This is a genomic window from Streptomyces sp. NPDC006512 (assembly GCF_040611935.1).
In the GTDB taxonomy this organism is placed as follows: Bacteria; Actinomycetota; Actinomycetes; order Streptomycetales; family Streptomycetaceae; genus Streptomyces.
In genome coordinates, this window is sequence record NZ_JBEXPG010000023.1 from 115,178 (window position 1) to 123,622 (window position 8,445).

Annotated in this window: 1 protein-coding gene; it reads left to right on the forward strand. The window is 75.6% G+C overall.

What is annotated here, in order from left to right:
- Positions 1-13 precede the first annotated feature (13 nt).
- A partial coding sequence (locus tag ABZZ17_RS18200; protein WP_356877110.1) for an amino acid adenylation domain-containing protein occupies positions 14-8,445 on the forward strand: 8,432 nt, incomplete at its 3' end.

Sequence of the window (8,445 nt, forward strand, 5' to 3'; positions counted from 1 at the left end):
GGAGCACGATCCCATGAGCGACCGCCCTTCCCAGCGTCTCCCCCTCACCGGGGCACAGGCCGGCGTGTGGTACGGCCAGCGACTCGACCCCGCGTCCCCGGTCTACAACGTGGGCCAGTACGTCGAGATCGACGGCCCGCTCGACCCCGGCGTGTTCGTCACGGCGCTGCGGCAGACGGTCGCCGAGTGCGAGGCGCTGACGGCGCGCTTCTCGGAGGACGCGGCCGGTGAGCCGTACCAGGAGACCTGGTCCGGTCCGGCCTGCGGACCCCTGGTGGCCGTCCTCGACCACACCGGCGAGGACGACCCGGTCGCCACGGCGGTCGACGCGATGCGGCGCGACATGGCCCGGCCCCTCGACCTGACCGCCGACACGCTGTGCCTGTTCACCCTGCACCGGGTCGGGCCCGAGCGCGTCCTGTGGTACCAGCGGGCCCACCACATCACCCTCGACGCCTACGCCTTCTCCCTGCTCTCCCGGCGCACCGCCGAGGTCTACTCGGCCCTGGTGCGCGGCGAGGAGCCGTCGGCCCGTACCTTCGGCGGCCTCGCCTCGGTCGTCGGGGCCGAGGAGGAGTACCGGGCCTCCGAGGCGTACACGGCGGACCGCGTGTACTGGCTGGAGCGGCTCGCCGACTGCCCCGAGCCGGAGACGCTGAGCGGCACGGCCGCGCCCGCGGCCCACGGCTTCCTCCGCGACGGAGCCACCCTCAGCCCCGACGAGACCGCCGGCCTGCTCGCCATCGCCCGCTCGGCGAAGGCCAGTTGGGCCGACGTGGTGACGGCCGCCTTCGCCGCCTTCGTGCACCGCTCCACCGGCAGCCGCGACGTCCTGCTGTCCCTGCCGGCCATGGCCCGGCTCGGCTCGGCCGCCCTGAAGGTGCCGGCGATGGTCGTGAACGTGCTGCCCCTGCGGGTGCCCGTGGGTCCCGCCACGCCCATCGGCGAGCTGGTCCGCGAGGTCACCGCGGCCACCGCCGGACTGCGCCGCCACCAGCGCTACCGCGCCGAGGACATCCGCCGCGACCTCGGACTGTCCGGGCGGGCGCAGGGCCTCCTCGGTCCGATGGTCAACATCAAGGCCTTCGACACCGCCCTGGACTTCGCGGGCTCCCCGGGTACGGTGCACAACATCGCCGCCGGCCCGGTGGACGACGTGACCCTCGGGGTCTACCACGACAGCGCCCGGGGCCGGATCCGGTTCGAGTTCGACGGCAACCCCGACGCCTACGACGAGGCTTCGCTGGCCGCCCGCTGCGCCGAGTTCGCCCACTTCCTGCGGGAGCTGGCCGCGACCGGGCCCCAGGCGCCGGTGGGCCGTCCCGACCTGCTGGCGCCCGCCGCCCTGGAGGCGGTCGTGCGCGCCGACGAGGGCACCGCGCGCGGCCTGCCGGCCGGTACCTTCGTCGACCTCTTCGAGGAGGCGGCCCGTCTCCACCCCGGTGTCCCGGCCGTGATCGCCGGGAAGCGCTCCCTCGACTACGCCGCCCTGTCCGACCGGTCGGACCGGCTCGCGCGGGTGCTCGCCGCGAACGGTGTCGGTCCCGAGGCCGTCGTCGGCATCGCCCTCGCGCGCGACGAGGACCTGGTGGTGGCGCTGCTCGGCGTGCTGAAGGCGGGCGGCGCCTACCTTCCGCTGGACCTGGACTACCCCGCCGAGCGGCTCGCGTTCATGGTCGAGGACGCCCGGCCGGTGTGCGTGCTGACCACGCTGGACCTCGCGCGCCTCGTGCCGGACGTCGCGGGGGTGCCGGTCGTGGTCCTGGACGCCCCCGACACGCTGTCCGCCCTCGCGGACGCGGCCACGGTCGGCGACCCCGACACCGGGGCCGGGGCCGGGGCCGGGGCCGGGGCCGGGGCCGGGGCCGGGGCCGGGGCCGGGGCCGGGGCTGGGGAAACGATTCTCCGACCCGCTCCCCACCACCCCGCGTACGTCATCTACACCTCCGGTTCCACCGGCCGCCCCAAGGGCGTGGTGATCCCGCACGCCGCGCTCGCCAACTTCCTCCGCATGCAGTCCGAGGAGCTGGCGCTCTCCCCCGGCGACCGGCTCGTCGCGGTGACCACGGTCTCCTTCGACATCCACGTGCTGGAGATCCACACCCCGCTGCTGCGCGGCGCCACCGTGGTCCTCGCCGACCGCGACACCGTCCGCGACCCCGCCGCCCTGGCCGCCCTCGTCGACGAGCACCGACCCGCCGTCATGCAGGCCACCCCCTCGCTGTGGCACGCCCTCCTGGAGGACGGCCGCCCCTCCTCGCTGTCCGCCACCCGCGTCCTGGTCGGCGGCGAAGCCCTCCCGGCAGCCCTGGCCGAGCGGCTCGTCCGCGCGGCGGCGTCGGTCACCAACGTGTACGGCCCGACCGAGGCGACCGTCTGGGCCACCTCCACCGTCCTCGCGCCCGGCCACACGGGCGTTCCCGACATCGGCACGCCGTTCTGGAACACCCGTGCCCGCGTCCTGGACGGCGCGCTGCGCCCGGTGGCCCCGGGCCGGCCCGGGGAGCTGTACCTCGGCGGCGGGCAGCTGGCCCGCGGCTACCTGGGGCGTCCCGCGCTGACCTCCGAGCGGTTCGTGGCCGACCCGTTCGGCGTGCCCGGCGAGCGCATGTACCGGACCGGGGACCTGGTCCGGCGCCGGGCCGACGGCCGGATCGAGTTCCTGGGCCGGGCGGACGACCAGATCAAGCTGCGCGGCTTCCGCATCGAACTCGGGGAGATCGAGGCGGTCCTGACGGCAGGTGAGGGCGTGGGGCGTGCCGTGTGCCTGGTCCGCGAGGACCTGCCCGGGTTCCCCGCGCTCGTCGGCTACGTCACCCCGGCCGCCGGCGCGGCCGTGGGCCCTGCCGCCGGGGCGCTGCGCGAGGCCGCGGCGGCGGCACTGCCCGAGTACATGGTGCCCTCCGTCGTCGTGGTCCTCGACGCGTTCCCGCTGACCGCCAACGGGAAGGTCGACCGGCGCGCCCTGCCGGCCCCGGACCTGTCGGGCCTGGTGTCCGCCGGGGGGCGAGGCCCGCGCGGGGCACGCGAGGAGATCCTCGCCGGCATCTTCGCCGACGTGCTCGGCGTTCCCTCCGTGGGCCGCGAGGACGACTTCTTCGTACTGGGCGGGCACTCCCTGCCGGCCGCCCGGGTGATCGCCCGGACCCGGGCCGCGCTGGGCACCGAATGCGGGATCAGGGACGTCTTCGAGGCCCGGACCGTCGCCGCGCTGGCCGCGCTGCTGGCCGAGCGCGCCGCGGTGTCCCGTACGGCCCCGTCGGCCGCGGTGCGCCCCGACCCGCTGCCGCTGTCGTACGCGCAGCAGCGGCTGTGGTTCCTCCACCAGGTGGAGGGGCCGGGCGCCACGTACAACATTCCCTTCGCGGTGCGTTTCGACGGCCGGCTCGACGCGTCCGCGCTGGACGCGGCGCTGGCCGACACGGTCGCCCGGCACGAGGCCCTGCGCACGGTGTTCGGGGAGTTCGACGGCGTCCCGTTCCAGCGGGTCCTGGAGCCCGCCGAGGCCGGTGTGCGGCTCTTCGTCGACGAGGTGGCGCGGTCCTCGGAGGTCGACGGGGCGGTCACCCGGGCGCTCGGTCACCTCTTCGACATCGCGGCCGAGCCCCCGCTGCGGGTGACCCTCGTGCGCGACGGCGCCGCCGGGACGGACGCCCTCGTCGTGCTGCTGCACCACATCGCGAGCGACGAGTGGTCGATGGGGCCGTTCCTGCGCGACCTGGAACTGGCCTACGCCGCCCGGATGGAGGGGTCCGCGCCCGCGTTCGCCCCGCTGCCGGTGCAGTACGCCGACTACGCGCTGTGGCAGCGCGAGCTGCTGGGCGCCGTGGACGGGCCGGGGACCCTGGCCTCCGCACAGGCCGCGTTCTGGCGGTCGGAGCTGGCGGGCCTTCCCGAGGAGGCCGGGGGGCTCCCCGCGGACCGGCCGCGCGCGGCCACCGCCGGGCACGCAGGGGCCCTGGTGTTCCGTTCGCTGCCGCGCGAACTCGCCCTGTCGGTACGTTCGCTGGCGCGGGAGAGCGGCACCAGCGTGTTCATGGTGGTGCACGCGGCGGTCGCCGCGACCTTGCACCGGCTGGGCGCGGGCGAGGACCTCGTCCTCGGCAGTCCGGTCGCCGGCCGGGCCGACAGCGCCCTCGACGACCTGGTGGGCTTCTTCGTCAACACGGTGGTCCTGCGCACCGACCTGTCGGGCGACCCGGCCTTCGGCGAGCTGCTGGACCGGGTCCGCACGGCGGACCTGACGGCCCTCGACCAGGCCGACCTGCCGTTCGACCAGGTGGTGGAGGCGGTCAACCCCGAGCGGTCCCTGTCCCGTCACCCGCTGTTCCAGACGATGGTCTCGCACAGCACGGTCTCCGAGGACGTGCGGTTCCTGTTCGGGATGTCCGCCCGGGCCGACCGGGTCGACCCCGGCGTCACCAAGTTCGACCTGGACGTGAATTTCGCGGACTCCGCGCACGGCGAGGACCTGGAGCTGGAGGTCTTCTACTCCACCGCCCTGTTCGACCGGGAGACGGTGGAGGGCTTCGCCGACCGGCTGCTGCGCGCGCTCGCCGAGGCGGTCGCGGCCCCGGAGCGGCGGGTTTCGCAGTGGGAGCTGCGCGACGCCGAGGAGCGGGAGCGGCTGGCCCGGTGGAACGACACGGCCCGGCCGGTGCCCGCGCAGAGCGTCACCGAGGTGTTCGCCGAGCGGGCGGCCGCCACCCCGGACGCCGTCGCGGTGGTGGCCGGCGAGGACCGGCTGACCTTCGCCGAACTCAGCGACCGGGCGGGTCGGCTGGCGGCCGTCCTGACCGCCGGGGGCGTGGGCCCGGACGATGTCGTCGCCCTGGCGGTGCCCCGGTCGGCCGATGCCGTCGTCGCGGTCCTCGCCGTCCTCAAGGCGGGCGCCGCCTACCTGCCGCTGGACCTGGACCACCCCGCCGAGCGGCTGGCGCACATGCTGCGGGACGCGGCTCCGGCCTGCGTCGTGACCACGCTCGCCGTCGCGTCGCGGGTGCCCGGGGTGCGGGCGGTCGTCCTGGACGATCCGGGGACCGTGGAGCGGCTCGCCTCGGCCGTGCCCGGCCCGGACGCGACGACGGGGCCCGAGCACGCGGCGTACGTCATCTACACCTCCGGTTCCACCGGCCTCCCCAAGGGGGTGGTGCTCCGGCACGCCGGTCTGACCCGGCTGTTCCGCGACCACGAGCGCGAGCTGTACCTGCCCGTCGCGCGCAGGCTGGGCCGCCGCGTGCGCGCCCTGCACACCGCCTCGTTCTCCTTCGACTCCTCGTGGGAGCAGCTGCTGTGGCTGGTGGCCGGCCACGAGCTGCACGTACTGGACGAGTTCGGGCGCCGGGACGCCGAGGCGGTGGTGGCGTACGTCCGCGCCGAGCGGATCGACACCCTCGACGTCACGCCGTCGTACGCCCGGCAGCTGGTGGACGCCGGTCTGCTGGCCGGGGAGTGGCGGCCCCCGCTGTTCCTGCTGGGCGGCGAGGCCGTGCCCGCCGCGCTGTGGGATGAGCTGGCCGCGCTCACGGACGTGGAGGTGGTCAACTACTACGGTCCGACCGAGTTCACCGTGGACGCCCTCGTGGCCCGCGTCGGCGACTGCCCGGCGCCGGTGGTCGGCCGGCCGCTGGACAACACCCGGGCGCACGTCCTGGACGGCCGGCTGCGGCCGGTGCCGACGGGTGTGACGGGTGAGCTGTACCTGGCGGGCGAACAGATCGCGCGCGGCTACCTGGGCCGTTTCGCGCTCACCGCGGAGCGGTTCGTGGCCGACCCGTTCGGGGCTCCCGGCACCCGCATGTACCGCACGGGCGACCTGGTGCGCCGCCGGACCGACGGGCTGATCGAGTTCCTGGGCCGGGCCGACGACCAGGTCAAGATCCGCGGGTTCCGCGTCGAACCCGGTGAGGTCGAGGCGGCCCTGACCGCCCTCGACGGCGTGACCGCGGCGGCCGTCGTGGTCCGTGAGGACGTGCCCGGGATCCCCCGGCTGGTGGGCTACGTGACGGGGACGGGCGCGCCGGACCCGGAGCGGCTGCGCGAAGAGCTCGCCGCGCACCTGCCCGAACACATGGTTCCGGCCGTACTGGTGACCCTGGAGGCCCTCCCCACCAACGTCAACGGCAAGCTGGACCGTACGAAGCTGCCCGCCCCGGCCCTGGGCGGCGCGGCCTCCTCGCGGCCGCCGCGCGGCGCCGCCGAGGAGCGGATCGCCGAGGTCTTCACGCAGGCGCTGTCACTGCTCTCGGTCGGCGCGGAGGACGACTTCTTCCGGCTCGGCGGCCACTCTCTGCTCGCCACCCGGGTCGCGGCGCGGATCCGTGCCACCGGCACGGAGTGCTCGGTCCGGGACGTCTTCGAGGCCCGCACGGTCGCCCGGCTCGCCACCCGGCTGGCGGGCCGCGCCGGCGCGGAGCGGCCCGCTCCGGCCGCCGCCGGGCGCCCGGAGCGGCTGCCCCTGTCGTACGCGCAGGCCCGCCTGTGGTTCCTGCACCGCCTGGACGGCCCGTCCGCCACCTACAACATCCCCCTCGCGCTGCGGCTGCGCGGCGCCCTGGACCCCGCCGCGCTGGCCTCGGCCGTACGGGACGTCGTGGCCCGGCACGAGGCGCTGCGCACCGTCTACGCGGAGGACGCGCAGGGCCCGTACCAGCGCATCCTGTCGGCCGGGGAGGCCGAGGTGCCCTTCACGGTGGAGCGGGTCCCGGCCGCCGGGCACTCCGACCGGATCGGGCGGGAGACCGCCCGCCCCTTCGACCTGACGGCCGAACTCCCGCTGCGGGCCACCCTCCTGGAGGCCGGCCCGCAGGAGTGGACGCTGCTCCTGCTGATGCACCACATCGCCGGTGACGAATGGTCGACGGGGCCGCTGCTCGCCGATCTCGCCGTGGCGTACGCGGCCCGCCTGGCGGGCGGCGCACCGGAGTTCCCCGCCCTGGCGGTGCAGTACGCGGACTACGCGCTGTGGCAGCGCGCGCTGCTGGGCGACGCGGCGCAGGCGGGTTCCCTGGCGCACCGGCAGGCGGAGCACTGGCGGACGGTCCTGGCCGGTCTGCCCCAGGAGCTGTCCCTGCCCGCGGACCGGCCCCGGCCGGCGGCGCCCTCGTACGCGGGCCGGACGGTCACCGCCGAGCTGCCCGCCGAGCTGGTCGCCGGCCTCGACGCGCTCGCCGCGTCGACGGGGACGACGGCGTTCACGGTGGTGTCGGCCGCGGTGGCGGCGCTGCTGCACCGGCTGGGCGCGGGCGACGACATCCCACTGGGCAGTCCGGTGGCGGGACGGGGCGAGGAGTCCCTCGACCCGCTGATCGGATTCTTCGTCAACACGGTGGTACTGCGCGCGGACCTGTCGGGCACCCCCACCTTCCGCGAGCTGCTGCGGCGTACGGCCACGGCCGCCACGGCGGCACTGGAGCACGCGGACCTGCCCTTCGAGGCGGTGGTGGAGGCGGTGAACCCGGAGCGGTCGCTGGCGCGGCACCCGCTGTTCCAGACGCTGGTGGCGTACGAGGGCGCCGGGCGGGGCGCTGTCGCCCTGTTCGAGGGGCTGACGGCCGAGGAGGTCCCGGTCGCGGCCGGCGCCGCCAAGTTCGACCTGGAGATCCTGTTCCGGCGCACGGCCACGGCGGTTCCGGACACGGCGGACACGACCGGTACGACCGGTATGACCTGCGGCATCCGCTACGCGGCCGACCTGTTCGACGACGCGAGCGTCCGGGCCCTGACCGCCCGCCTGGTGCGGCTGCTCGGCGCGGCTGTCGCCGGTCCGGACCGGCCGGTGGCCGAGCTGGAGGTGATGTCCGCCGAGGAACGGGAACTCGTCCTGCACGGCTGGAACGACACCGCCGTTCCGCTGACCGGCCCGGCCACCCTCGCCGCACTCGTCGGGGCGGGCGCCGCCGAAGCCACCGGCCCCGCCCTGGTCTTCGAGGGCACGGAACTGTCCCGTCCCGCCTTCGAGGAACGCGTCAACCGCCTCGCCCGGCTGCTCATCGACCGGGGAGTGGGTCCCGAGGCGGTCGTCGCCGTCGCACTGCCCCGTTCCCTTTCCCTGCTCGTGGCCCTGCACGCCGTGGTCCGCGCGGGCGGCGCCTACCTGCCCCTCGACCTCGGCCTCCCCGCCGAGCGGCTCGCCTACATGACGGAGACCGCGGCACCGGCCCTGACCCTTACCGACACGGCGTCGGCAACCTCACTGCCGTCGGACCCTGACGTGGAACGGATCCTCCTGGACTCCCCGGAGACCCTGGAGCACCTCGCGGCCCAGCACCCGGGCAGGGTCAGGGACGCGGACCGCGTGGCGCCCCTGCTGCCACGCCACCCCGCCTACGTCATCTTCACCTCCGGCTCAACCGGCCGCCCCAAGGGCGTCATGGTCGAACACGAAGCCATCGTCAACCGCATCACCTGGATGCAGCACACCTACCAACTCACCCCGACCGACCG